Annotated in this window: 21 protein-coding genes; 5 read left to right on the plus strand and 16 right to left on the minus strand. The window is 70.1% G+C overall.

The genetic code is table 11. The features are described 5' to 3' along the window. Positions 1–86 precede the first annotated feature (86 nt). The 13 genes from EDM04_RS04475 to EDM04_RS04535 all read right to left on the minus strand — a co-directional run bounded on the left by EDM04_RS04475 (position 87) and on the right by EDM04_RS04535 (position 14,896). Entirely contained in the window at positions 87–1,286 is a 1,200-nt protein-coding gene (locus EDM04_RS04475; RefSeq protein ID WP_206424421.1) for a [LysW]-lysine hydrolase, read from the minus strand. After that, a complete protein-coding gene (locus EDM04_RS04480) occupies positions 1,286–2,413 on the minus strand; it encodes an aspartate aminotransferase family protein (protein WP_123619956.1) in 1,128 nt (375 codons plus the stop codon). The genes EDM04_RS04475 and EDM04_RS04480 overlap by 1 nt, the downstream gene beginning before the upstream one ends. Further along, a complete protein-coding gene (locus EDM04_RS04485) occupies positions 2,410–3,327 on the minus strand; it encodes an acetylglutamate/acetylaminoadipate kinase (protein WP_123619957.1) in 918 nt (305 codons plus the stop codon). The genes EDM04_RS04480 and EDM04_RS04485 overlap by 4 nt, the downstream gene beginning before the upstream one ends. After that, complete coding sequence (argC, locus tag EDM04_RS04490; RefSeq protein ID WP_123619958.1) at positions 3,324–4,400, minus strand: N-acetyl-gamma-glutamyl-phosphate reductase; 1,077 nt, start codon at positions 4,398–4,400, stop codon at positions 3,324–3,326. Before argC ends, EDM04_RS04485 begins: the two co-directional genes overlap by 4 nt. After that, positions 4,397–5,305, minus strand: coding sequence for a lysine biosynthesis protein LysX (gene lysX / locus EDM04_RS04495; protein WP_123619959.1), 909 nt, complete (start codon positions 5,303–5,305; stop codon positions 4,397–4,399). Before lysX ends, argC begins: the two co-directional genes overlap by 4 nt. Before the next feature lie 41 nt (positions 5,306–5,346). Beyond that, a complete protein-coding gene (gene lysW, locus EDM04_RS04500; RefSeq protein WP_004047516.1) occupies positions 5,347–5,535 on the minus strand; it encodes a lysine biosynthesis protein LysW in 189 nt (62 codons plus the stop codon). Positions 5,536–5,808: 273 nt separating this feature from the next. Beyond that, entirely contained in the window at positions 5,809–7,326 is a 1,518-nt protein-coding gene (gene argH / locus EDM04_RS04505) for an argininosuccinate lyase (protein ID WP_123619960.1), read from the minus strand. Beyond that, entirely contained in the window at positions 7,327–8,568 is a 1,242-nt protein-coding gene (locus EDM04_RS04510) for an argininosuccinate synthase (protein WP_123619961.1), read from the minus strand. Positions 8,569–8,927: 359 nt separating this feature from the next. Then, a complete protein-coding gene (locus EDM04_RS04515) occupies positions 8,928–10,265 on the minus strand; it encodes a glutamate-1-semialdehyde 2,1-aminomutase (protein WP_123619962.1) in 1,338 nt (445 codons plus the stop codon). A 187-nt stretch (positions 10,266–10,452) separates the two neighbouring features. Continuing rightward, entirely contained in the window at positions 10,453–12,132 is a 1,680-nt protein-coding gene (locus EDM04_RS04520) for an ammonium transporter (protein WP_123619963.1), read from the minus strand. Positions 12,133–12,640: 508 nt separating this feature from the next. Continuing rightward, on the minus strand, positions 12,641–13,672 hold the full coding sequence (radA, locus tag EDM04_RS04525; RefSeq protein WP_123619964.1) for a DNA repair and recombination protein RadA: 1,032 nt from the start codon (positions 13,670–13,672) through the stop codon (positions 12,641–12,643). A 198-nt stretch (positions 13,673–13,870) separates the two neighbouring features. Beyond that, complete coding sequence (locus tag EDM04_RS04530) at positions 13,871–14,371, minus strand: ACT domain-containing protein (protein ID WP_123619965.1); 501 nt, start codon at positions 14,369–14,371, stop codon at positions 13,871–13,873. A 54-nt stretch (positions 14,372–14,425) separates the two neighbouring features. Then, a complete protein-coding gene (locus EDM04_RS04535; protein ID WP_123619966.1) occupies positions 14,426–14,896 on the minus strand; it encodes a DUF6789 family protein in 471 nt (156 codons plus the stop codon). A gap of 186 nt (positions 14,897–15,082) precedes the next feature. On the opposite strand from EDM04_RS04535, the gene EDM04_RS04540 reads away from it, so the two are divergent. Beyond that, the gene (locus EDM04_RS04540) at positions 15,083–17,308 is read left to right on the plus strand and encodes an ATP-dependent DNA helicase (RefSeq protein WP_123619967.1); all 2,226 of its coding nucleotides are present in this window, start codon (positions 15,083–15,085) and stop codon (positions 17,306–17,308) included. A 48-nt stretch (positions 17,309–17,356) separates the two neighbouring features. On the opposite strand, the gene EDM04_RS04545 is transcribed toward EDM04_RS04540, so the two are convergent. Next, positions 17,357–17,716: a hypothetical protein gene (locus EDM04_RS04545; protein WP_123619968.1), complete on the minus strand. Its 360-nt coding sequence runs from the start codon at positions 17,714–17,716 to the stop codon at positions 17,357–17,359. A gap of 60 nt (positions 17,717–17,776) precedes the next feature. Further along, positions 17,777–18,334, minus strand: a complete 558-nt coding sequence (locus tag EDM04_RS04550) for a TATA-box-binding protein (RefSeq protein WP_123619969.1) — start codon at positions 18,332–18,334, stop codon at positions 17,777–17,779. 87 nt (positions 18,335–18,421) lie between these two features. Between EDM04_RS04550 and EDM04_RS04555 the strand changes: the two genes are divergently transcribed. The 3 genes from EDM04_RS04555 (at position 18,422) to rpiA (ending at position 21,633) form a co-directional block, all read left to right on the plus strand. Continuing rightward, complete coding sequence (locus EDM04_RS04555; RefSeq protein WP_123619970.1) at positions 18,422–19,522, plus strand: THUMP domain-containing protein; 1,101 nt, start codon at positions 18,422–18,424, stop codon at positions 19,520–19,522. Between the two features lie 162 nt (positions 19,523–19,684). Next, positions 19,685–20,812 (plus strand): ORC1-type DNA replication protein, encoded by a 1,128-nt coding sequence (locus tag EDM04_RS04560; protein ID WP_123619971.1) that lies wholly within the window; start codon positions 19,685–19,687, stop codon positions 20,810–20,812. Between the two features lie 71 nt (positions 20,813–20,883). Then, the gene (rpiA, locus tag EDM04_RS04565; RefSeq protein ID WP_123620175.1) at positions 20,884–21,633 is read left to right on the plus strand and encodes a ribose-5-phosphate isomerase RpiA; all 750 of its coding nucleotides are present in this window, start codon (positions 20,884–20,886) and stop codon (positions 21,631–21,633) included. Positions 21,634–21,735: 102 nt separating this feature from the next. On the opposite strand, the gene EDM04_RS04570 is transcribed toward rpiA, so the two are convergent. Beyond that, positions 21,736–21,903, minus strand: coding sequence for a DUF1931 family protein (locus tag EDM04_RS04570; protein ID WP_004047560.1), 168 nt, complete (start codon positions 21,901–21,903; stop codon positions 21,736–21,738). A 186-nt stretch (positions 21,904–22,089) separates the two neighbouring features. On the opposite strand from EDM04_RS04570, the gene larB reads away from it, so the two are divergent. After that, entirely contained in the window at positions 22,090–22,872 is a 783-nt protein-coding gene (gene larB / locus EDM04_RS04575; RefSeq protein WP_123619972.1) for a nickel pincer cofactor biosynthesis protein LarB, read from the plus strand. Positions 22,873–22,994 lie beyond the last annotated feature (122 nt).

Below are 22,994 nucleotides of genomic sequence, written 5' to 3' on the forward strand. Positions count from 1 at the left end.
GATCGGATCGGTGGTCGTGTCGGAGTTCTCGGTGAGGCGTTACGCCGGTTCAAAAAGAGGCGGCGTCACGGTCGGTGCCGTGACGCCTACGGTCGGTCCCGGCAGACGTCGCTCAACACCGCCGTCGCGCGGTCCAACTCCGAGAGGGGGAGCCGCTCGTCGGGCGCGTGGTCGAGGTCCGAGTTCCCGGGGCCGTAGGTGACCATCGGGCAGTCCCACGCGGCCGCGAACAGGTTCATGTCGCTCGTCCCGGTCTTGCGCAGCAGGCGGACGTCGCCGCCGGCGCCGCGGATCGCGACGCGGAACGCCCGCGCCAGCTCCGTGCGGGGGCTCTCCATCACCGGCGGGATCGGCTCCTTCCAGTGGACCGAGCCGGTCGACAGCTCCGTCTCGGCCAGCTCGTGAATCTCGTCGACCGTCCGGTTCGGCGGGACGCGGAGCTGCACGTCCATCGTCGCCTCGACCGCCAGTCCGTCGTCGGTGAGCCCGCCGTCGACCGAGACGGGCTTGGTCGTCACCTGCTCGAAGACCGGCGTGTCCTCGTCTGCGGGATCGAAGGTCTCCTCGACGCCGTGCCACCAGTCGATCGCGTGCTGGATCGCGTTCGGCTCCGGCCGCGAGGTGTGGCCGGACTCGCTCGTGTTCACGTACGTCCCCGCGAGGAAGCCGCGGTAGCCGAGGGTGACGCCGTCCCAGCCGGAGGGCTCGCCGTTCACCACGGCCTCGGGCGCGTCGCGGTCCTCGACGATGTGGCGGGCGCCCCGCGAGTTCGTCTCCTCGCCGGCGACGCCGACGAACGAGACGCCCGTCTGGACCGCCGCGACCGCCATCGCGACGAGCGGGCCGGTGGCGTCCACGGTCCCGCGGCCCCAGAGCACGGGTTCGCCCGGCTCGCCGACCTCGTCGTCCTCGGCCGCCGGCTTCACCTCGACCGGGATGTCGCCCGGGACGGTGTCGACGTGCGAGGTCAGCAGGACGGCGTCGCTGGCGGGCGCGCGGACGTTGCCGACCTCGTCGATCCACGCCTCCCGGCCGTTGGCCTCGAAGAAGTCGACGAGGCGCTTCGCGGCCTGCTCCTCCTCGCCCGAGGGCGAGGGGATCGACACCATGTCGTACAGCAGCTTCCGAGCCGGCGTGTCGCAGGCCTCGGGGTAGCCGCCGCCGGCGACCACGTCGGTGCCGGCCGCGGACGACTCGTCGGAGACCGGCTCGGTCGCCGCGTCGGTCGTATCCGTGTCGTCCGCGTCGTCGGCGTCGTCCGCCTCGCGCTCCGTCCCGGTCGACATCACCCGATCACCTCCGCGAGCGCGTCGACGACCGCGTCGGCGTGCTCGCGCTCGATCGTCAGCGGCGGGAGCAGGCGCAACACGGTGCGGCCCGCCGGCAGCGCGAGCACCTGATGCTCGATTGCCAGGTCGCGCAGCAGGCGGTTCGACCCGCGCTTCACCTCGATGCCGATCATCAGGCCGTCACCGCGCACGTCGCGGACGTCGTCGCCGAGGCGCTCCTCGATCTGCTCGCGGATGTACGACCCCATCTCGGCGGCGTGCGCGGGGAGGTCCTCGCGCTCGATCACGTCGAGGGTGGCTCCGGCGGCCGCGGAGACGACGGGTCCGCCGGAGAACGTCGAGCCGTGGTTGCCGGCGTCCTCGGCGACCCAGTCGCGGCACAGCGTCGCGCCGATCGGGAGCCCGCTGGCGAGCCCCTTCGCGGTCGTGAGCACGTCGGGCACCACGCCGTGTCTCTCGGCGGCCCACAGCGACCCGGTGCGGCCGAGCCCGGTCTGGATCTCGTCTAAGACCATCGCGGCCCCCGCCTCGTCAGTCGCCTCGCGGACCGCCTCGAGGTACTCGGTGGCGGCGGGGTTGATCCCGCCCTCGCCCTGCAGGGGCTCTAATATCACCGCGGCGGTCTCGTCGTCGACCGCCTCGCGCATCGCGTCGGCGTCGCCGTACTCGACGAACTCCACGCCGCCGGCGAGCGGCTCGAACCCCTGCTTGTACTTCTCCTTCCAGGTGGTCGCGAGCGCGCCCATCGTCCGGCCGTGGAACCCCTGCGTCGTCGCGACGATCTTCTCGCGGCCGGTCGCGTGGCGCGCGAACTTCAGGGCGGCCTCGTTGGCCTCGGTGCCGGAGTTACAGAGCCAGACGTTGTTCACGTCGCCCGGTCCGGCCTCGGACAGTTGCTCGTACAGCGCCGTCCGCGCCGCGTGCGGGTACGACGCCTGCACGTACATGAGCTCCTCCAGCTGGCTCGTCGCGGCGTCGACGACCTCGGGGTGGCAGTGACCCACCGGCGTGCACGCGTAGCTCGCGCCGAAGTCGAGGTACTCGGTCCCGTTCGGGTCGGTGAGCGTCACACCGTTCCCTGAGGCGATCTCGATCGGCTTCTCGGAGAAGACGAAGCCGCTCATGCGGTCTCGCCCTCCGTATCGGCCTGCTCTGCAATCGCGGTGCGTTCGATCGTCGTCCCCTCGCCGCCGAGCGCGGCGACGATCGGGTCGCGGACGTTGGCGTCCGCAACGATCACGCGCCCGGAGCCGCCCGAGAGCGCCTCCTTCGCGGCCATCACCTTCTTTCCCATGAACCCCTCGGCGGCGGCCTCGACCGCGTCGAGCTCGTCGGGCGTCGCCGCCGACTCGATCAGCGTGTCGGGGTCGTCGGGGTCCGCGTATACGCCGGCCACGTCCGTCAGCAGGACGAGGTCGGCGTCGAGCGCGCCCGCGACCGCGGCGGCCGCCCGGTCCGCGTCGGTGTTGACGGGCGTGACGCCGCCGTCGCTCTCTTTGCCTTCCATCGGGGGCGAGACGACGGGGGTGTAGCTGTCGGCGAGGAGGCCGGAGAGGAGGTCGGCGTTCACCGACTCGATCCGGCCGGAGTGCTCGCCGCGGCGGATCTTCTTCTTGCCGTCCTCGACCACGCGGACCGCCGACTTGCGCGGCCCCGAGAGGAGCCCGCCGTCGACGCCGCTCAGCCCGACCGCGTCGACGCCGGCCTCGCGGAACCGCGCCGTCAGCTCGGTGTTGAGCTTGCCGGCCATCGCCATCGTGAACGCCTCCATCGTCTCGGCGTCGGTGAACCGGCCCGTGACGCCGGAGGCGGACTCGACGTACTCGGGCTCCATGCCGAGCCGCTCGATGGTCTCGTCGACGACGGTGGAGCCGCCGTGGACGACGACGACCTCGCGCCCGTTGGCGGCGAGGTGGGCCACGTCGCCGACCGCGCCGGCCGGATCGACCGCCTTCGCGCCGCCGATCTTGACGACCACGGGCGGCTCGTCGGCGGGGTCGGAGTGCTCGCCCGCGCCGGCCGACCGCTCGTCGCTCATGGCGACCCCACGGGGTGGAGCCCCTGGAACTCCAGGCCGGCCTCTTCGGGCAGCCCGAGCGCGACGTTCGCCGCGTGGACCGCCTGTCCGGCGGATCCCTTCATCATGTTGTCTATCGCCGAGAAGACGACGATACGCCGGTTGCCGGGGTCGAGCTCGAAGCCGACCTCGCCGTGGTTGGTGCCGGCGACCGCCTTCGGCTCGGGGTAGCGGTAGACGCCGCCCCCGCCGGAGACGATCCGCATGAACGGCTCGTCGGCGTAGGCGCCGCGGTACGCCTGCCACAGGTCCGCCTTCGAGACGGGCTCGTCGGGGAAGACGTGGCAGGTCGCGCTCGCGCCGCGCACCATCTCGACCGCGTGGACGGTGAAGGAGACGTCGAGCCCGAGGTACGCGCCGATCTCCGCCTCGTGGCGGTGGCTCGTGGGCGCGTACGGGCGCACGACGCCCGACCGCTCCGGGTGCGAGGAGGCCGCGCCGCCGCCGGCGCCGCCCTCCGAGGAACCGACCTTCACGTCGACGACGACCTCGCCGGTGTCGGGGCCGAGCGCGCCCGCGTCGACGAGGGGCTTCAGCCCGAGCATCGTCGCGGTCGCGTTACAGCCGCCGCCCGCGATCAGGTCGGCGCCGGGGAGGTTCTCGCGGTTGAGCTCGGGGAGCGCGTACTCCGCGCGCTCTAAGTACTCGGGCGACTCGTGGCCGTCGTACCACTCGTCGTACAGCTCCGCCTCGGGCAGGCGGAAGTCCGCCGAGAGGTCGACGACCGTGTCGGCGGCCTCGAAGTACTCGTCGATCCGCCCCATCGAGACGCCGTGCGGCGTCGCCGAGAACAGCACGTCGACCGACGCCAGATCGTCGGGGTCCGAGAAGCGCAGGTCGAGCCCGCGCAGGTTCGGGTGCGAGCGACCGACCGTCATGTTGTCGGCCGACCGCGACGTGGCCTGCACCACGTCGAAGGCGGGGTGGCCCGAGAGGATCCGCAACAGCTCGCCGCCGGTGAATCCGGTGCCGCCGACGACGCTCGCGGTGTACGTCTCGTCGGTCGTCGAGTCGGCCTCGTGGTCGGCGCTCATGCGCTCGCCTCCGTGGCGTCGTCGTCCCCGGCGGCGTCGTCGGCCGCCGCGGCCGCCTTCGCCTCCAGCCAGTCGACGACCCTCGCGGGCACGTCGACGTCGGTGGCCGAGTCGAGCGCCTTGAACTCGACCGTGTGGTTCACCTCGTGGACGGTGTACTCGCCGGAGCCTGTCCCGCCGACCTCCATCAGGTCGACGCCGAGCATGCCGCCGCCGACCGCCTCCGAGGCGCGCTCGACCAGATCGAGCGCGCGGTCGTCGAGGTCGAACGACTCCGTCTCGCCGCCCTTCGCGGCGTTCGTGAGCCAGTGGTCTGACGACCGGGTCATCGCGGCGACCGGCTCGCCGTCGACCGCCAGCGCGCGGATGTCGCGGCCGGGCTTGTCGACGAACTCCTGGATGTAGAACACCTTGTGCTCGTAGTGGCCGAGCGTCTCCTTGTGCTCTAAGATCGCCTCCGCGGCGTTCCGCGTGTCGATCTTCGCCATCAGCCGGCCCCACGAGCCGACGACGGGCTTGAGCACGCAGGGGTAGCCGAACTCCTCGATCGACTCCATCGCGGCCTCCTTCGTGAACGTCACTTCGGTCGCCGGAGTCGGGATCTCGGCCTCGGCGAGCGCGAGCGAGTTCTTCGCCTTGTCGGCGCAGACGTCGCCCGTCTCCGGGGAGTTGATCACGGGGACACCGTAGCTGTCGAGGAACTGCGTCGCGTACAGCGACCGGCTCGTCGACAGACAGCGGTCGACGACCAGATCGAGGTCGGCGACGTCGGCCGTGGTCGACTCCAGCCCGAACCGCTCCTTGCGGACGTCGATCTTGGTGACCTCGTGGCCGCGCTCGCGGAGCTCGCCGAGCAGCAGCTTCTCGTCTTTCCGGATCCGCGAGTAGAGGATCCCTATTTGCATGTCGACCACTCGCGTGTCGCGGTCGTGGCGGTCGTCGCCATCTACTCGCCCCAGTCCTCCTCGAGTTCGGGGGCCTCCTCCAACACGACGGGGTCCAGCGAGATGACCTCCAGCTCGGTCCCGGTGACCGGGCTGTCGATGATCTCGCCGACCTCGACGTCGGCCGGAAGTTCGATCTCCTCGCCCGTGATCGGGTCCTCTGCCATCACCGGGTCAGTGTCGCTCGTCATCGTACCTCCTACTGGGCCGTGAACCCGCATAAACCCTTCGGACTTGTAATTCAGTTTACAATAAATAGACTAGCCGCTAACGGACGAAAATCGGTCGTACGAACGCCGTGTGAAATCCGATGTCAGATTTCAATAGTTAGTGTGTCCCCTCGCGGGGACGGCGGCGTCGTCGGCGGTCGCGGGTCGACCGTCGACGGCACCGATCGTCGCGGTGGTCGCCGCCGTCGCAGTCGCAGTCGTCGGGTCGTCGGATCGCCCGCGCGGACCGGCGGCTCACGCATACGAGTCCACCTCCGCGTCCAGCAGCTCCGCCGCCGCCGCGAGCGACTCCCGCTCGTCGGCCAGCGCCGCGTCGTCGGCCTCGATCCCCGCCTCCGCGGTCGCGAGCTCGTCGGCGACCGCCTCGGGAGCGGGTCCGCCGGCGGAGTCGCGACTCGCGACGCTGGCGGCGGGATCGAGCGCGGACTCCACGTCCTCCCGGCTCACGTGCGCCGAGAGGGGCTCGCCCGTCACCTTTCGAGTGGCCTCGTCAACTTTTGCGGCCGCGGCGGCCGGCGAGTCGCCGTCGGAGACGGTCTCGGCGGCGGTCGCGACGATCTCGTGGGCGGTCCGGAAGGGCAGCCCGCTCATCGCGAGCAGGTCGGCCACGCCCGTCGCCGTCGAGAACCCCTCGCCCGCGGCGTCCGCGAGCGCCGCCTCGTCCCAGTCGGCGGTCGCGACCGCGCCCGCGGCGACCGCCGTCGCCTCGCGCACGTCGTCGGCGATCTCGAACACGCCCGCGTGGGCGCGCTGGAGGTCGCGGTTGTACGCGCGGGGGAGCCCCTTCAGCAGGCTCAGCGTTCCGGTCGCCTCGCCGATCGCGTCGCCGGCGACGCCGCGGGTCAGCTCCAGCGTGTCCGGGTTCTTCTTCTGGGGCATGATCGAGGAGGTGGAGGAGTACGCGTCCGACAGCTCCACGAACCCCTTGTTCGAGAAGAGGATGAGGTCCTCGGCGAGCCCCGACAGCGTCGTCGCGAGCGTCGCGCACGCGGTCGACCCCTCCGCGAGGAAGTCGCGCGCCGACGCCGCGTCGGTCGAGTTCCGGACGGTCCCGTCGAACCCGAGCAGCTCCGCGGTGCGGTCGCGGTCGATATCGAAGGGCGTCCCCGCGAACGCCGCCGCGCCGAGCGGAGACAGGTTGACCCGGTCGTACGCGTCGAGCAGGCGCTCGGTGTCGCGGGCGACCCCGCCCTCGTACGACAGGAGGTAGTGCGCGACCGTCGTCGGCTGGGCCGGCTGGAGGTGGGTGTAGCCGGGCATCGCGGTCTCCGCGTGCTCGCTCGCGACCTCGACGAGCGCCTCGCGGAGCGCGACCGTGGCCTCGGCGGCCGCGAGCAGGTCCCCCCGCAGGCGGTACCGGATGCACGTCGCCACCTCGTCGTTGCGCGAGCGGGCGGTGTGCATCCGGCCGCCGTCCGGGCCGATCCGGTCGATGACGGCGGTCTCGATCGCCTCGTGAACGTCCTCTCCGTCGGGGAGTTCGCCGTGGCCGGCCGCCTCCACGTCGTCGAGCGCCCCGAGGATCTCGCCGGCGACCGCGCCGTCGACGATCCCCCGCTCGGCGAGCATCACCGTGTGCGCGCGGTCGACCGCGAGGTCCGCTTCGAAGATCGCCGCGTCGGCGGCGAGGCTCGACAGGAACTCGCGGGCGGGGCCGCCGCTGAAGCGGTCGCGGCGGACGGCCGTGCCGGTGGCGCCCGCCTCGTCGTCCGCGTCGGCGTCCGCCGCCGTGCCGGGGTCGTCGTCGGTCATCTAGCTGTGGTCGGCGTCGATTCCGTCCGTCTCGCCGGAGCCGTCCGTCGCCAGCTCGGGCTTCGAGACCGACTCCTTCACGTCGTTCGCGAGGCGCTCCTGCAGCCCGTGGTACTTCGCGACGCCCGTGGCGTCCTCCTGTGCGATGCCGGCCACGTCCTCGGTGTTGAACGAGGCCATCTCCTCGGAGTAGACGGCGTACTCGGAGTCGCGGGCGACGACGCGGCAGTTCCCGCCGGAGACCTTCACCGTCGCCGTCCCCGTCACCACGTCCTGCGTCTCGTCGATGAACGCGTCGAGCGCGTCGACGACCGGGGCGAAGACGAGCCCCTGGTACGCCTTCTCGGACCACTCCTGCTCGATCCCCTTCTTGAAGGAACGCTCGTTCTTCGTGAGCACGAGGTCTTCGAGCGCCTGGTGGGCCGTGAGCAGGACGGTCGCGGCCGGGTGCTCGTAGTTCTCGCGCACCTTCAGCCCGAGCATGCGGTCCTCCATCACGTCGGTGCGGCCGATCCCGTAGCCGCCGGCGTACTCGTTGAGGTGCTGAATGAGCGGGACGGGGTCCATCTCCTCGCCGTCGACGGCGACGGGGACGCCCTCCTCGAAGGCCACCTCGATGGTGGTCTCGCCCTCCGGCTCCGCGGTCCACTCGTAGATGTCCTCCGGGGGCTCGTAGTTCGGGTCCTCCAGTTCGCCGCCCTCGACCGCGCGCGACCAGATATTCTCGTCGATGGACCAGACGCCGCCGTCGCCGGCCTCGACGGGCAGGTCCTTCTCGGCGGCGTAGTCGATCTCCCACTCGCGGGTGAGACCGAGCTCGCGGACGGGCGCGATCACTTCCAGGTCGGAGCCGCGCCAGACGGCCTCGAACCGGAGCTGGTCGTTCCCCTTCCCCGTACAGCCGTGCGCGATGGCGTCACAGCCCTGCTCCTCGGCGACGCCGAGGATCGCCTCGGCGATGACGGGGCGCGCGAGGGCGGTGCCGAGCGGGTAGCCCTGATACGTCGCGTTCGCCTTCACCGCGTCGTAACACAGGTCCGCGAACTCCGCCTTCGCGTCGACGACGTGGATGTCGAGCCCGAGCGCCTCCGCGGTCTCCTCGGCCTCGTCGAACTCCTCGGTCGGCTGCCCGACGTCGACGTTGACGCCGATGACCTCGTCGTAGCCGTACTCCTCCTTCAGGAGCGGCACGCAGACGGTCGTGTCGAGTCCCCCACTGAACGCGAGTGCAACGGTTGCCATTACCGGAGTAAAACGGCCTATACCTCTTAAATTCACCGCTTTAGATATTGGAAGGAATTGGCGGCGGCGACGCTATCCGACGACGTAGCTGTCACTCTCCGGAACGGAACGGCGCGAACGCGACGAGGAAGGAAGTTATTGGCCCGAAGGGGCCGGTCGTCGCGCCGCGCCGGAAGCCGGTCGCGGCGGTCGGACGCCTCGTCGCGGTCGCGGGGCTCGTCGGCCTCGGATAAGGGCGGCGTCGAGACGAGCCTCCGCGGTCATCACGTGTACCTACCCGAGTTTCAGTATAAAAAGATTCCGCACCTAACGGCCGATCGCAACGTTTGCCGGCCGGAGGCGGCGGCTACGGCGTCGCCCTACAGCGCTTCCCGATACGCCGCCAGCGTCTTCTCCACGTCCTCCTCCGTGTGCGCGTAGGAGGTGAACTGACACTCGAACTGGTTGGCGGTGAGGAACACGCCCCGGTCTTTCATCTCCTGCCAGAACACGCGCTCCCACCGGTCGGTGGCGGCGCGGGCGACGTCGGCGCCGTTCTTCGGACAGGCGTCGTAGCGGTCGCAGTCGGGGTCCTGCCGACAGCCGCCGGGACAGCAGGCGTCCGGGTCGTCGGGCGCCTCGCGGGTGAAGACCGTCTTGAACATCGAGTCGGTACCGACGACGGTGTACTCGGGCGCGCGCTCCGCGCAGATCTCGGCGATCCCCTCGCGGAGCTTCCGGCCGAGGCGGTTGACGTGCTCGTACACGTCGTTCTCGGCGGCGTACTCCAGGGTAGCCTTGCCGGCCGCCATCGTCACCGGATGCCCGGAGAAGGTCCCGGACTGGAACACGTCGCCGGCGGGCGTGAAATCCTCGATTATCTCCGCTTTCCCGCCGATCGCGCCGACCGGGAACCCGCCGCCGACGATCTTGCCGAACGTCGTCACGTCGGGGGTGACGCCGAACTTCGACTGGGCGCAGCCGAGCCCGCCCACGCGGAACCCGGTGATCACCTCGTCGAAGATCAGCAGCGATCCGTGGTCGTCACACAGGTCCCGCAGCGTCTCGTGGTAGCCGTCGATCGGGGCGACGATGCCCATATTCGCCAGGATCGGCTCGACGAGGACCGCCGCGATGTCGTCGCCGTGCTCCGCGAACACCTCCTTCGCCGCCTGCGGGTCGTTGAAGGGGACCGGGAGGGTGTGCTCGGCGAACTCCGCCGGGACCCCCTTCGTCGAGGGGCGGGGGTCGTCGGCCGACCCCTCCACGAGCGTCGACTCCTGTGCCCCGTGGTAGCCGCCCTGCATGACGACGATCTTGTCGCGACCGGTGTGGCCGCGCGCGAGTCGTACCGCCGAGACGGTCGCCTCCGTGCCGGAGTTGACGAACCGGATCGACTCCACGCTCGGGACGTGTCGCGCCACGAACTCCGCGTGTTCGACCTCGATCTCGGTGGGCGCGCCGTACATCGGCCCCGCCGACGCGTGCGACTGGATGGCCGCCTCGACCGGCTCCGGGAGGTCGTGGCCGTACAGGAGCGGTCCGTACCCCATCACCCAGTCGACGTACCGGTTGCCGTCGGCGTCGATCACGTGGCCGCCGTCGCCGCGCTCGACGAAGAAGGGGTGCGGCATCGTCGCTCGGACGGAGGAGTTGACGCCGCCGGGCATGACCGACAGCGCGCGGTCGTACAGCCCGCGGGAGCGCTCGTGGTTCATACCGATCGGTTGGTCGGGAGGGCTGAAAGTAGTTGCCGAACCGGGCGGCGAGACCGACGCCGGACCGGCGGGTTTCGCGTCGCCCGCCGCCGCTCGGGGTCGCAGCGTCAGGTGAAAAATCGCGCGTCGGGAGGGAGTCGCTCCCGTCGAATTCCGATTTCGCGGTCGGTTCCGTCGCTACCGGAGCCTACACCGCCTCCGGACCGGTCGTGCCGGTGCGGACCTGCAGCGCGTCCTCGACCGGCATGATGAACACCTTGCCGTCGCCCGGCTCGCCGGTCTTGGCGGCGCCGGCGATCGCGTCCGCGACCTCGTCGGCCGGGATGTCGGCGACGACCACGTCGATCTTCACCTTCTGGTGGAGGTCGACGGTGAACTCCTCGCCGCGCCACTGGCCCGTCTTCGCGGGCTGACTGCCGCGGCCCGAGACGTTCGTCACGGTGAGCGAGGGCGCGTTGATCTCCGCGAGCGACTGCTTGATGGCCCCGAGCTTGTCCGGGCGGACGACCGCCGTGACCATCTTGATCTCCGAGCCCGCCTCCTCGCCGCCGTCGGCGCGCGGGGACTCGTCGGTAGTGTCGACGACGGAGGGACCGCCGTCCGTCGCGACGTTCGCCTTGCCGAACTCGGGGTACGTCTCGACGCCGTGCTCGCTGACGTCGAGCCCGTCGCGCTCGTGGTCGGGGGTGACGCGGGCCTGACCGGCGGCCTTGAACGCGCCGAACACCACGCCGGTCGCGACGACCGTCCACGCGGTGATGACGGCGACGCCGATCACCTGCGAGACGAGCAGGTCCATCGAGAAGCCGTCGACGTGGACGAACGGCAGCGCGAGGACGCCGATGACGCCAGCGGAGCCGTGAACCGGGAAGACCGCGCACACGTCGTCGATCTTCATCTTGTCCGAGACGAACTCGAACACGAGCGGGAGCTGGAGGCCGCAGATCAGCGCGACGAGGACGGCGCCCCACCAGGTGATCGCGTTGGCGGTGCCGGTGACGGCGACGAGCCCCGCCAGGACGCCGTTTGCGACGTACAGGGTGTCGACCTTCTTCGTGAGGTACATCGAGCCGAGCGCCGCGCCGACGGCCCCGGCGCCCATGCCGAGCGTCGTCGTCAGGGCGACGCGGCCGACCGCGGCGTAGCCACCGAGCGCGAGCTCGCCGGACTCCGTGACCGAGAAGACGGTCGCGGTCGTCCCGACGTTGAAGCCGTACCAGCCGAACGCCAGGATGAGGGTACCGAGCACCGCGAACGTCATCGAGTGACCGGGGATGACGTTCGTGGAGCCGTCCTCGGCGTAGCGGTCCATGCGCGGCCCGAGCATGTACGCCGCGGTGAGGCCGGCGATGCCGCCGACGCCGTGGACGATCATCCCGCCCGCGAAGTCGGTGAAGCCGAGCCCGGCGCCGCCGAGGAAGCCGCCGCCCCAGGTGATGCCCGCGACGACCGGGTAGATGACCGCCGAGATGGCGATCGTGTACGCGACGTACGCGCGGAGCTTCGCGCGGCCGGCGACCGCGCCGGAGACGATCGTCGCCGCCGTCATCGCGAAGACGGCGCCGAACAGCCAGCTGTTGACCCACCCGCCGTCGCTGAGGGCCGACGCCGGGGAGAACCCGCCGCCGCTCGCGACGCCTTCGATCCCGAAGCCGATCAGGAAGTACACGAGGACGCCGACGCCCCACGTCAGCAGGTTCTTCGTGAGCTGGTTCGCGACGTTCTTCGCACGTACCTGCCCCGCTTCGAGCATCGCGAAGCCGGCGTGCATGAAGAAGATCAGGAAACAGACCACGGCGACCCACATCAGGTTCACGCCCTCCGCGAGGACGCTCGGGTCGATGCTCGCGAGTACGCCGGTCGTCACGCTTCGACCACCTCAACTGAACGTTCGTCTTTCGAACAGCGCATTTCATCCGTGTTCATGTGCTGAATCACGTTCCGATAACGGGGAACAGGAACATATAAACGTTTGAGTTGAGATTCACAAAAAATCTTCTTAATAATACGGAGAATGTCAGATATAAGGACGTATCCATGGTGTATAAGGATATATTCTCGGCTCATTTCTCGCAATCCTTGCGACCGAATCGGACGAGCGTTTTGTAATATAATTGAGTATATTCGATAGAGGGGCGGATTTGGGGTGCCACAGCACCGCGCGCGGTCAGTGCTGGCGATTCTTGCCGCGCGGGTTTCCGGACGAAACCGGCGTTGTGGCGTCAAACACCCGATATCGCGGGTTTCGGGCGCTTCGAGAGGAAGTTTGCGTTTGTCAACCGGATACGCGATCTAGTTCGTGATCCGGCGATCGAGCCGCGAACTCGTGTTCGTATCGGCGGGTTCCGGGGAGTCGAACGACGGATCGGACCGGGTTACTCCGGCTTCAGCCCTTCGCCCTGCACGCGCATCACGGCCTCGCCGTCGGCGAGGTTCGGCGCGTCGACGAGGCGGACGATCCGCTTGTCGCCCTTCGACTTCCGGAGGTAGATCCGGAACGTGGAGGCGTGTCCGAGGATGTTCCCGCCGATCGCCTGCGTCGGGTCGCCGAAGTAGGAGTCGGGGTTGGAGGCGACCTGGTTCGTGACGAGGATGGCGGTGTTGAACAGATCGCCGATCCGCATCAGGTCGTGGAGGTGTTTGTTGAGCTTCTGCTGTCGCTCGGCTAGTTCGCCCCGCCCGACGTACTCCGCGCGGAAGTGGGCCGTCAGCGAGTCGACGCAGACGATCCGGATGGGCCACTCGCCCTCCTCGTGCTCGCCCGCCAGTTCCTTGGCCTTCTCGGCCAGCAGGATCTGGTGGTTGGAGTTGAACGCCTTGGCGACGTGGATCTGGTCTAAGAAGGCCTCGATCAGTTCCTCCATCGCCTCCTCGTCGCTCGGCGTGCCCTCGATCTCGCGACGCTCCATCTCCTCGGCGAGGATCTCGTCGTCGAGCCCGCGGACCATGTCGTCGATCCGCTCCGGGCGGAACGTGTCCTCGGTGTCGACGAAGATGCAGCCGCCGTCGAGCCCGCCGTTCTCCGGCAGGAGCTGGACGTTGACCGCCATCTGGTGGGTCACCTGCGACTTCCCGGACCCGAACTCGCCGTACACCTCGGTGATCGACTGCGTCTCGATGCCGCCGCCGAGCAGGTCGTCGACCTCGTCGATCTGCCACGAGAGCTTCCCGATCTCCTGTCGGCGCTCCAGCACGCTCGCGCCCGTCTCGAAGCCGCCGACGTCGGCGGCGTCGCGGGCGGCGTTGATGATGTCGCTGGCCGACGACTCGCCGATGTCGGCGGTGTTCGACATCTCGCCGGGGCTCGCGACCGCGATCGACTGGTAGCTCTCGAACCCGTTCTCGACGAGCTTGTCTGCGGTGGCGGGGCCGACTCCGGGGAGGTCCTCGAGTTCGTCTTCTGGCATGTACACGTCCCTTGTTCGCCATCCGGTATAAAGACTGGTTTACACCCGAGTGAAAGTGAAAACCGGGCGGGAACGGCGCTCCGGAATGGCTCGGTACCGTATATAAGACGTAGTACGAATTCGGCGGTGCGCCGACGGGGCGGAACTGATCGTCTCGCCGATCGGCGGCGGCGCTCCCCGCGCTCTCGCCCAGTCGTCTCAGAACCCGACGCGCCGGACGTACGCCAGATCGCGTATCTCGACGAGCAGGTCGCCGGAGAGGTCGGCGTCGGTGATCACGTACAGCTTCGGGTCGTCGGTGAACTCCGGGTCCTCGCTCAGCACCTGTCGGATCGAGACGCCGTGATCCGCCAAGATTCCGGTCACCTCAGCGACGATCCCGGCCTCGTCGGCGGCCGCGACCTCGATCGTGAGCACCGTGAGATCCAGCACCGGGGCGAGATCCATCAGGCTTGGCACCGACGAGATGTTGGTGAAGATGCGTTTCAGCTCGGGGTCGGCCAAGATCGCGTCGGTCGTCGAGTCGACGACGCGCCGGTCGACGTCGAGCTCGCGCGCGATCCCGGTGTAGGGGATCTCGATCCCGCCGGAGACGACCCGTCCCTCCTCGTTGACGGAGAAGCCGCGCTCTAAGAACAGCCGGATCACCGCCTGCTGGCTGGGTGACCCCTCGAACTTCTCGAGGATCTCGTCGAACATTGGTTGCTACGGTGCTCGTCGCTGACGGCTTAAAAAGCGGGGTACCGCGGAGTCTCAGTTCGTGACCACCGAGTAGACGCCGCCGAGGACCGTCCCGTAGACGACGTGGCCGACGAGGCTCTCGACGCCGACGTTCGGCAGCGGCGGCGCGCCCGGGAACCCGACGGCGCTCAACCAGATCGGCATCACGATCACCGCGAGCGCGACCCACACGAGGAGGCCGTAGGCCGCACCGATGGCGAGACTCGATCCCAGCGAGTCGCTGAGGTCCGGCCTCAGATCCGCGACCGCGGCGAACACGAGACCGATGACCGCGCTGTGAGACATGTGGACCGCCCAGCCGACGGCGCCGGCGGGGCCCTCGATACCGTACATCGCCGGGATCGCCATCTCCAGTACGCCGGGGGTCATCACCGACATCATCGCGCCGAAGATGAGGCCCCCACCGAGCCCGCCGGCCACGCCGGCCTTCCAGTTCCCGGTCTCGGTCGATACGTCGGTCGCTGTCGCAGTTTTGGTTGCCATGTGTGAACTATACTCACCCGACAACCGGTAATAGCTGCCGGTAGTGTGCGTCTCGGGCGCACGTTCCCGGAAGATGTTTTCGCCTACTGTTACTACTGGCACGGAATTACCATTCCTGTCGGGCCGGTCGACCACTTCCGCTCCGGCACCCGACCCCTTTTAGCCGATGGCGACGAACCTCGTCCCGTGTCAGAGTCGCCGCATCTCCGGTTCTTCCCGTACGAGGAGCCGTACCCGAACCAGCGCGAGGCGATGGGCAGGATCGCCAACGCCCTGGACCGCGGACAGGACGTGCTGTTCGAGGGCGCGCCCGGGACGGGGAAGACCCTCTCCGCGCTCGTGCCCGCCCTGGAACACGCCCGCGAGCACGACCGCACGGTCGTGATCACGACCAACGTCCACCAGCAGATGCGGCAGTTCGTCGAGGACGCCCGCGCGATCACCCGCGAGGAGCCGATCCGCGCGGTCGTGTTCAAGGGCAAATCGAGCATGTGCCACATCGACGTCGACTACCAGGAGTGTCAGACCCTCCGGGACACCACCCGCGAGATGGTGGAGACGGAGAGCGAGGTCCGCGAGCTGGAGGCCCGCCAGCGCGAGCTGCTGGCCGAGAGCCGCGAGGGCGACGCGGGGGCCGCCGAGGCCCGCGAGTCGGTCATGGAGGAGCTCGACGAGTTAGAAGACGATATCGACGAGTACGAGACCGCGAACGTCTGCGCCCACTACCGGAACAACCTCGTCGAGGACACCGACGAGTTCTTCGGCTGGCTGTTCGAGGACGTTCGCACCCCCGAGGACGTGTACGCGTACGCGGACGAGCGCGAGTTGTGCGGCTACGAGCTGCTGAAGGAGGGGATGGAGGGCGTCGATCTGGTGGTGTGTAACTACCACCACCTGCTGGACCCGAACATCCGCGAGCAGTTCTTCCGGTGGATCGACCGCGACCCCTCCGAGATAATCACCGTCTTCGACGAGGCCCACAACGTCGAGGACGCCGCCCGCGACCACGCCACCCGCACCCTCACCGAGAACACCCTCGACGCCGCCGTAGAGGAGCTCGCGGAGAGCGACGACTCCCGCGCCGAGGCGGCCGAGAACGTGGTCCGGGCGTTCCGCGACGCGCTGGTAGAGACCCGCGACGACGCGCTCGGCGTCGGGCAGCGCGAGTCGGTCGGCGAGAACTGGGAGGACCTCGCTATCGCCAACGACGACCGCCGCGACGACCTCACGCTCGCGTTCCTCCGCAACTACGAGGGGAAGGGGATCGACACGGAGACCGAGCTCGCCGTCCAGCTCGGGCAGGCGCTCGACGAGGAGTACGAGCGCCGCTACCGGGACGGCGAGACCACGACCCGCACGGAGTGTCAGACCCTGCAGGTCGCCCGGTTCGTCTCGACGTGGATGGAGGAGGGGACCGAACTGGGCCAGTACCCGGTCGTCTCCGTGCGCCGCGACGGCGCCACCGACGAGGTGTACGGGCGCGCGGAGCTGTACACCTGCATCCCCCGTCGAGTCACCCGAGAGCTGTTCGACGAGGTCGCCGCCTCGGTGCTGATGAGCGCGACGCTGCGCCCCTTCGACGTCACGAAGGACGTGCTCGGCCTGGAGGACGTGGCGTCGCTGGCGTACGAGATGGGGTACCCCGAGGAGAACCGGCGGACGTTCGCGGTCGACACGCCCCCGCTGTTCGCCTCCGAGCGCAACGACCCGGAGACGCAGGAGACCGTGGCGTCGCTGCTGCGCGACGCGGTCCGATTCACCCCGGGGAACACGCTCGCCTTCTTCCCCTCCTACGCCGAGGCGGAGCGCTACTACGAGCGGCTCGGCGGGTCGGCGGGCGGCGGGGGAGGAAGCGACACCGGCGCCGGCGGCGGGCTCGCGGGCGCCGGCCTCGGCACACTCTACCTCGACGGCCCGGGCGAGGACGAGGAGGACCTCCGCCGGCGGTTCGTCGAGAGCGACGGCGCGACGCTGTTCACGTCGCTGTGGGGGACGCTCGCCGAGGGCGTGAGCTTCGACGGCGACGACGCCCGGACGGTGGTGGTGGTGGGCGTGCCGTACCCGCACCTCTCGGACCGGATGGAGGCGGTCCAAGACGCCTACGACCGGGCGTTCGCCGACCGCGACCGCGCCCGCGATCCCGGCTGGGCGTACGCGGTCGAGATCCCGACGATCCGCAAGACGCGACAGGCGCTCGGTCGCGTCGTCCGCGGCCCCGAGGACTTCGGCGTCCGGATCCTCGCGGACCGCCGGTACACGTCGGCGGACATGGGGAAGTACTCGGTCCGCGGCGCGTTCCCGCCGGAGGAGCGCGAGGAGCTGCTCGATATCGACCCCAAGAAGCTGAAGTTCGCGATGCTGAACTTCTACGGCGACCACGACGCGTACGACGGGGCACCGCCGGAGCCGTGAGTCGGGGACGGCGAGGGAGAGCCGCCACCGACCTCTCGCCCTCCTCCTTCACCCCGGCCGCGCCGCGAGCAGCACCGCGACCCCGAGCAGCACGATTCCGAGCAGCGTCGTGATCACCGCGTGTATCACGGTCATCCCGACGACGAGCCGCCGCGGCTGGTCGTAGCTCCACGCGAACATGGCGGCGTCGACGACGAGCGCGGCCGCGACGATCAGCGCCTCGGGGAGGGCGAAGGCGCCGCCGACGACGCCGATCACCGCGGGGAGCGGGCCGACGTAGAGCGCGCGGCGCGGGTCCACGTCGCCGAGGACGTTCCGGGCGGCGAGGTGGGCAGTCAGGGAGAGGAACAGCGCGAACAGGACGGTCGTCCCCAGCACCGACGCCGGCGTCACCGTCTGCAGGAGCATGGGCCGACTACGGGACGCCGGGTAAAAGTGGTCGCGGAATCGGATCGGGCGATATCGTCGTCAGGCGAGCAGCCCGAGCCCGTCCAGCTCCTCGACGATCACGTCGACGGCGGCCGCGGCGTCGTCGGGGCTCGTCCCGCCCGTGACGACGAGCTTCCCGCTGCCGAACAGGAGCGCCACCACGTCGGGCTCGTCGATCCGGTAGACGAGGCCGGGGAACTGCTCCGGCTCGTACTCGATGTGTTCGAGTCCCAGTCCGATCGCGATCGCGTTGAGGTTGAGGCTCTCGCCGAGGTCGGCGGAGGTGACGATGTTCTGGACCGTGATCTCCGGGTCCTCGATCGGGATCTGGAGCTTGCGGAGCTCGTCGAACACGATCGCGAGGCTCTCGTGGACGGCCTCGATGGAGTTCGCGCCCGTACAGACGATCTTCCCGGACCGGAAGATCAGCGCGGCCGACTTCGGGTCCGTGGTGCGGTAGACGAGGCCGGGGAACTGCTCCGGATCGTAGTCGGCGCCCTCCAGGTCCATCGCGACGCTCTGGAGATCGAGCTCCTGCCCGATCCCCGTGGAGGCAACGACGTTCTCTATCGTGATCGTCTCCTTCGGATCGGCCATTTCTACTTCACTACACACTTGAAGCACGTAAAAAGGTGGCTGGTCGGAACCGCTATCCTCTTGCGACCGGCGACCCGACTCCGCGGCGTGTACTGGCTCGAACTCGCCGGCGAGGAGGACGCGTTCGCCGCCCGCGAGGCCGCCGTCGCGGCGACGGGCGTGGAGCTGCTCGCGCCGGGGGTCGCGCGCGCCGGGAGCGTCGGTCGCGGGGACAGCGCTGGCGACGGAGAGAGCGTCGACGGCGTAGGAAGCGCCGGCAGTCGGGAGAGCCCGGTCCGCCGCCTCGCCTACACCCGCGCCGCCCACGAGGCGATCGCCCGGACGGACGCCGAGATCGACGCCGCCGCGGCGGCCCTCGACGCGGCGCCGCTCGACCGATCGGGCGCCGTCGCGGTCCGCGCCCGCAACGTCCGGAACACCACCGACGTGTCGACGAGCGCGGCCGAGCGCGAGCTGGGCGGCGTCCTCGTCGACCGCGGGTTCGACGTCGACCTCGACGACCCCGACCACGTCCTGCGCGCGCTGTTCGCGGCCGGCGAGCGCGACGAGCACGAGGCGGTCCCGGGCGCGGACGGCGGCGACGCCGCGGTCTGCGCGCTCGGGTGGGTCGCCGTCGAGGCCGCCCGCGACTTCGCGCCGAAGCCGACCGACCGCCCCTTCTTCCAGCCGGGGAGCATGGCGCCCGCCGACGCCCGGGCGTACGCCAACCTCGCCGGGGCGGCGCCCGGGCGGACCGTCCTCGACCCGATGTGCGGCACCGGCGGGCTCCCGCTGGAGGCCGGGATCGTCGGGAGCGGCGCGGTCGCGTGCGACGCCCAGGCGAAGATGGTCCGCGGGACGCGCGAGAACCTCCGGGAGTACGTGGGTGCCGCCTCCGACGGCTCCGTCCCCGACTGGCACGTCGTCCGCGGCGACGCCACCGCTCTCCCCCTGCGCGACGACGCCGTCGACGGGGTCGCGTTCGACGCCCCGTACGGCCGCCAGTCGAAGATCGCCCGCCACGAGCTCGCCGACCTCGTGGGGGGCGCGCTCGCGGAGGCCGCCCGGGTCGCGCCCCGGGCCGTCGTGATCGCGGACCGCGACTGGCGCGGGGAGGCCCGGACGGCCGGCTGGGGGGTCGACGCCGCCTTCGAGCGCCGAGTTCACCGGTCGCTCACTCGGCACGTCCTCGTGCTCGATCGGGAGTGATCGTCGATCGCGGGGAATCACCGGGGAACCGAGCCGGTTCCACCGTCCCGAGAGTGAACGATCGGCCGCCGATACCCGGCGGTTGAGCGTCGCAGACGACAAGTTTCAGTTACACCGTTCCCGCGGGCAACGGTTAAGTGGGCGGCCTGTCGTGGTGTTCACATGACCGGGGACGCCGGCGGCGACATGCTCTCGTGGGACGAGTCGGTGTTCCGCGACGAGTCGGTGTTCGAGATCGACCACGTCCCCGAGACGTTCCGCCACCGCGAGAGCCAGCTCGAGAGCTTGAAGTACGCGCTCCGCCCCGCCGTCCGCGGCTCCCGCCCGCTCAACACGATGGTGCGCGGCCCGCCCGGCACCGGGAAGACCACCGCGGTCCAGAAGCTGTTCGGCGAGCTCGGCGCCCGGACCGACGTGCGAACCGTCCGCGTGAACTGTCAGGTGGACTCGACGCGGTACGCCGTCTTCTCCCGGCTGTTCGAGGGCATCTTCGACTACGAGCCGCCCTCCTCCGGGATCTCCTTCAAGAAGCTGTTCGGGCAGATCACCGACCGCCTCGTCGAGGAGGACGACGTGCTCGTCGTCGCCTTGGACGACGTGAACTACCTCTTCTACGAGAACGAGGCGTCCGACACCCTCTACTCGCTTCTGCGCGCCCACGAGGCGCACTCCGGCGCGAAGATCGGCGTCATCGTCGTCTCCTCCGATCTGGGCCTCGACGTGATCGACGACCTCGACACCCGCGTCCAGTCCGTCTTCCGGCCCGAGGAGGTGTACTTCCCCGTCTACGACGCCACCGAGATCTACGACATCCTCTCCGAGCGCGCGAAACGCGGGTTCCACGACGGCGTCATCGGCGACGCCGAGCTTGAGCGCGTCGCGGACCTCACCGCCGAGAGCGGCGACCTGCGGGTCGGGATCGACCTCCTGCGTCGGGCGGGGCTGAACGCGGAGATGCGCGCGTCGAAGACGATCGCCGAGGAGGACGTGGAGTCGGCGTACGACAAGTCCAAACACGTCCACCTCTCGCGGTCGCTCCGCGGGCTCTCGGACTCCGAGCGCGCCCTCGTCCGCGTGCTCGCCGAGAACGACGGCGAGCGCGCCGGGGCGGTGTACGAGGCGTTCCACGAGGAGACGGGCCTCGGCTACACCCGCTACTCGGAGATCATCAACAAGCTCGACCAGCTCGGCGTGATCGACGCGGAGTACGCCGAGGTGGAGGGCCGCGGGCGCTCGCGGGAGCTCACTCTGGCCTACGAGGCCGAGGCGGTGTTAGACCGGCTGGAGTGAGCCCGCCGTCGCGTGCCGGCTCGCTCCCCGACCCCGACGCCTTTTCAACGGCCCCGCACGCACTCGACTTCATGAAGACGAGCGGCGGCAGCGACGCGGCGAAGCGACGCGCGGGCGAGTCGGCGGCCGAGGCGGTCGCCGACGGCGACGTGGTCGGCCTCGGCACGGGCTCGACGGCGGCCCACGCGATCCGACGGCTCGGTGACCGGGTCGACTCGGGCCTGGACGTCAGGGGCGTCGCCACCTCCTTCGCGAGCCGCGAGCTCGCCGCCGACTGCGGGATCCCCCTGCTCGACCTCGACGAAGCGGTCGGCCCCGACGCGCCGGGGATCGACGTGGCGATCGACGGGGCGGATCAGGTCGCGGTCGGCGGGGAGGGCGACGAAACGGGGAGCGACGCGGCAGACATCGGCGTCGGCGCCCTGATAAAAGGCGGCGGCGCCGCCCACGCCCGCGAGAAGCTTGTCGACGCGGCGGCCGATCGCTTCCTCGTCGTCGCCGACCCCTCGAAGGAGACGCCGCTCCTCGACCGGTCCGTACCGGTAGAGGTGCTCTCAGCCGGTCGATCTGCCGTCGCTGAGGCGGTCCGGGCGGCCGGCGGCGAGCCGACTCTGCGGCGCGCGGAGCGGAAGGACGGACCGGTCGTCACGGACAACGGGAACCTCGTGCTCGACTGCGCGTTCGGCGAGATCGACGACCCGGACGCGCTGGCGACGAGGCTGGCGACGACGCCCGGCGTCGTCGAGCACGGGATCTTCGTCGGGCTCGCGGACGAGGTCCACGTCGGGACGGAAACGGGCGTGCGGGTCGCGAGGCGGTGAGGAGTCGGCGAACCGGCGGACCGGCGGACCGGCGGACCGGCGGACGCGTCGCTCGCCGATCGGCGGGTGCACAAAAAATGAAGAGCGGAAAGCGCGTCCGTCTTAGAGGTCGCGAGGCTGGACCGTCTTCCGGTCGTTGGCCTCGGCGCGGCGCGCGGCGTCTTCGAGCAGCTCGTCCACTTCGTCGTCCAGCGCGTCGTAGAAGTCCGAAGCGACGTTCTTGTCGTCCAGGGCTTCCTTGACGGCCGCTTTGACAATAAGGTCTGCCATGCGCTCGACGCTATCCATCGACAGTTAATAAGAGTTCCTGAATTCGCCCGCGAGGGAGGCCGTGCGGGCGGTTCGCGGCGATGTACCGGAGCGCTCCCTTATAAACTTTGTGAGAGCGAGAGGCGATCGGCGCCGAGATCGGTGGAGATCGATAGGTATGACACCGTTCGGCCCCCACGAGCGACCATGCGCGACACGCTCGAGGCGCTCGACGCCGGGGATATCGGCGTCGCGGAGGCGGAGTCACGGCTCGCTGGCTACGCGACCACGGCGGCGGGTCGGTTCGACGCCGCGCGTGAAGGACGGCGCGGGATCCCGGAGGCGATCCTCGCGGAGGGGAAGACGCCCGCGGAGGTCGCGGCGCTGACGACGACCGCGGTGGAGACGACGGGTCGGGCGCTCGTCACGCGGACGGACGCCGACGACGCGGCCGCGATCCGGACGGCGTTCACGCCGGGCCCCGACGCCGACGGCGAACTGAGCGCGACCGTTGACCACGACGAGCGGACCGGCACCGTCGTCGTCCACGCCGGCGACTTCGAGCGCCCGGACCTCGACGCGACCGTCGCGGTCGTCGCGGCCGGCACCGCGGACGCGGCGGTCGCGGGGGAGGCGGCGGTCGTCGCCCGCGAGATCGGCGCGACGATCGACCGGATCGACGACGTGGGGGTCGCGAACCTCGACCGGATCTTGGACCAGCGCGACCGGATCCGCGAGGCGGACGTTGTCGTGGTCGCCGCCGGCCGCGAGGGGGCGCTGCCGACCGTCGTCGCGGGGCTCGTCGCCGCGCCGGTGATCGCGCTCCCGGTCTCGACCGGCTACGGCGTCGGCGGCGAGGGCGTCGCGGCGCTGGAGGGCGCGCTCCAGTCCTGTTCGGTGCTCACGACGGTGAACGTCGACGCCGGCTTCGTCGCCGGCGCGCAGGCGGGGCTGATCGCTCGGGCGGTCGACGCGGCCGGGTCCGAGTGACTGTCAGCTCCGAGCGACGGCTCTGAGCGACTGTCGAGCGCGAGCGACCGCCGGGGTGACGCCCGAATTCGGTAGCGTTTATAAGTGATTTTCCGGAATCTGACGGGGGTGAGAAAGGGTAT

Origin of the sequence: Halorubrum sp. CSM-61 (genome assembly GCF_003781945.1) — an archaeon.
GTDB lineage: Archaea > Halobacteriota > Halobacteria > Halobacteriales > Haloferacaceae > Halorubrum.

Excerpts from the sequence above, each read along its gene's own strand:
- EDM04_RS04570 (WP_004047560.1), bottom strand. The coding sequence starts at position 21,903 with ATGGCAGACCTTATTGTCAAAGCGGCCGTCAAGGAAGCCCTGGACGAC.
- EDM04_RS04485 (WP_123619957.1), bottom strand. The coding sequence starts at position 3,327 with ATGAGCGACGAGCGGTCGGCCGGCGCGGGCGAGCACTCCGACCCCGCC.
- lysW (WP_004047516.1), bottom strand. The coding sequence starts at position 5,535 with ATGACGAGCGACACTGACCCGGTGATGGCAGAGGACCCGATCACGGGC.
- EDM04_RS04515 (WP_123619962.1), bottom strand. The coding sequence starts at position 10,265 with ATGAACCACGAGCGCTCCCGCGGGCTGTACGACCGCGCGCTGTCGGTC.
- EDM04_RS04480 (WP_123619956.1), bottom strand. The coding sequence starts at position 2,413 with ATGAGCGGCTTCGTCTTCTCCGAGAAGCCGATCGAGATCGCCTCAGGG.
- EDM04_RS04545 (WP_123619968.1), bottom strand. The coding sequence starts at position 17,716 with ATGCTCCTGCAGACGGTGACGCCGGCGTCGGTGCTGGGGACGACCGTC.
- EDM04_RS04530 (WP_123619965.1), bottom strand. The coding sequence starts at position 14,371 with ATGTTCGACGAGATCCTCGAGAAGTTCGAGGGGTCACCCAGCCAGCAG.
- EDM04_RS04475 (WP_206424421.1), bottom strand. The coding sequence starts at position 1,286 with ATGTCGACCGGGACGGAGCGCGAGGCGGACGACGCCGACGACGCGGAC.
- larB (WP_123619972.1), top strand. The coding sequence starts at position 22,090 with ATGCGCGACACGCTCGAGGCGCTCGACGCCGGGGATATCGGCGTCGCG.
- radA (WP_123619964.1), bottom strand. The coding sequence starts at position 13,672 with ATGCCAGAAGACGAACTCGAGGACCTCCCCGGAGTCGGCCCCGCCACC.
- EDM04_RS04560 (WP_123619971.1), top strand. The coding sequence starts at position 19,685 with ATGACCGGGGACGCCGGCGGCGACATGCTCTCGTGGGACGAGTCGGTG.
- EDM04_RS04510 (WP_123619961.1), bottom strand. The coding sequence starts at position 8,568 with ATGGCAACCGTTGCACTCGCGTTCAGTGGGGGACTCGACACGACCGTC.
- EDM04_RS04535 (WP_123619966.1), bottom strand. The coding sequence starts at position 14,896 with ATGGCAACCAAAACTGCGACAGCGACCGACGTATCGACCGAGACCGGG.
- EDM04_RS04550 (WP_123619969.1), bottom strand. The coding sequence starts at position 18,334 with ATGGCCGATCCGAAGGAGACGATCACGATAGAGAACGTCGTTGCCTCC.
- argH (WP_123619960.1), bottom strand. The coding sequence starts at position 7,326 with ATGACCGACGACGACCCCGGCACGGCGGCGGACGCCGACGCGGACGAC.
- rpiA (WP_123620175.1), top strand. The coding sequence starts at position 20,884 with ATGAAGACGAGCGGCGGCAGCGACGCGGCGAAGCGACGCGCGGGCGAG.
- lysX (WP_123619959.1), bottom strand. The coding sequence starts at position 5,305 with ATGCAAATAGGGATCCTCTACTCGCGGATCCGGAAAGACGAGAAGCTG.
- argC (WP_123619958.1), bottom strand. The coding sequence starts at position 4,400 with ATGAGCGCCGACCACGAGGCCGACTCGACGACCGACGAGACGTACACC.